At 52.3% G+C, this 2,020-nt stretch carries 1 protein-coding gene; it reads left to right on the top strand.

The window, feature by feature from the left end:
• Window positions 1–830: 830 nt before the first annotated feature.
• A partial coding sequence (locus MWU78_RS22185) for a hypothetical protein (RefSeq protein WP_247001996.1) occupies window positions 831–2,020 on the top strand: 1,190 nt, incomplete at its 3' end.

Here is a 2,020-nt window from a genome sequence, read left to right as displayed (position 1 = left end):
GTGACCAATGCTAAACTGGCCGATAATGCGGTTCAGACAGAAAACATATTAAGCGGAGGCAACGACAAGGTATTGGTTACGGATGCAGTTGGTACTGTTGAGTGGATCGACAAGTCGAGCTTCGCCGCCATTGCGGACCAAGTAACGATTACGGGAGCGGGAACTGCTGGTGACCCTTTCAAAGTAGAGGACTTATCCATAGTTACAGCCAAGCTTGGAGCCGATGCGGTGACCAATGCTAAACTGGCGGACAACGCGGTTCAGACGGAAAACATATTAAGCGGAGGCAACGACAAGGTATTGGTTACCGATGCAATCGGGACAGTGGAGTGGATCGACAAGTCGAGCTTCGCCGCCATTGCGGACCAGGTAACTATTACAGGAGCGGGAACTGCTGGTGACCCTTTCAAAGTAGAGGACTTATCCATAGTTACAGCCAAGCTTGGAGCCGATGCGGTGACCAATGCTAAACTGGCGGACAACGCGGTTCAGACGGAAAACATATTAGGCGGAGGCAACGACAAGGTATTGGTTACCGATGCAATCGGGACAGTGGAGTGGATCGACAAGTCGAGCTTCGCCGCCATTGCGGACCAGGTAACTATTACGGGAGCCGGAACTGCTGGTGACCCCTTCAAGGTGGAGGACCTATCCATAGTTACAGCAAAATTAGGTGCCGATGCGGTGACCAATGCTAAACTGGCCGATAATGCGGTTCAGACAGAAAACATATTAAGCGGAGGCAACGACAAGGNGGAGCGGGAACTGCTGGTGACCCTTTCAAAGTAGAGGACTTATCCATAGTTACAGCCAAGCTTGGAGCCGATGCGGTGACCAATGCTAAACTGGCGGACAACGCGGTTCAGACGGAAAACATATTAAGCGGAGGCAACGACAAGGTTTTGGTTACGGATGCAGTTGGGACAGTGGAGTGGATCGACAAGTCGAGCTTTGCCGCCATTGCGGACCAGGTAACTATTACGGGAGCGGGAACTGCTGGTGACCCCTTCAAGGTGGAGGACCTGTCCATAGTTACAGCCAAGCTTGGTGCCGATGCGGTGACCAATGCTAAATTGGCCGACAATGCGGTTCAGACAGAAAACATATTAAGCGGAGGTAACGACAAGGTATTGGTTACGGATGCAATCGGGACAGTGGAGTGGATCGACAAGTCGAGCTTTGCCGCCATTGCGGACCAGGTAACGATTACGGGAGCCGGAACTGCTGGAGACCCCTTCAAGGTGGAGGACCTATCCATCGTGACTGCAAAATTGGGAGCCGATGCGGTGACCAACGCCAAACTGGCCGACAATGCGGTCCAGACGGAAAATATATTGAACGGAACTATTCTTACCGAGGATATTTCCTCTGGAGGCAACGACAAGGTATTGGTTACGGATGCAGTTGGTACTGTGGAGTGGATCGACAAGTCGAGCTTCGCCGCCATTGCGGACCAGGTAACGATTACGGGAGCCGGAACCGCTGGAGACCCCTTCAAGGTGGAGGACCTATCCATTGTAACGGCAAAATTGGGAGCCGATGCGGTGACCAATGCAAAATTGGCCGACGATGCAGTGCAGACAGAAAATATATTAAGCGGAGGCAACGACAAGGTTTTGGTTACGGATGCAGTTGGGACAGTGGAGTGGATCGACAAGTCGAGCTTTGCCGCCATTGCGGACCAGGTAACTATTACGGGAGCCGGAACCGCTGGAGACCCCTTCAAGGTGGAGGACCTTTCCATTGTGACTGCAAAATTGGGAGCCGATGCGGTGACGAATGCTAAACTGGCGGACAATGCGGTACAGACAGAAAACATATATAGCGGAGGTAACGACAAGGTATTGGTTACCGATGCAATCGGGACAGTGGAGTGGATCGACAAGTCGAGCTTCGCCGCCATTGCGGACCAGGTAACTATTACAGGAGCGGGAACTGCTGGTGACCCTTTCAAAGTAGAGGACTTATCCATAGTTACAGCCAAGCTTGGAGCCGATGCGGTGACCAATGCTAAACTGGC

The sequence above is a fragment of the Arenibacter sp. F26102 genome (assembly GCF_023015865.1).
GTDB lineage: Bacteria > Bacteroidota > Bacteroidia > Flavobacteriales > Flavobacteriaceae > Arenibacter.
Note: the sequence above shows the minus strand (reverse complement) of the source record. Positions and strands in the feature narration are given on the sequence as shown.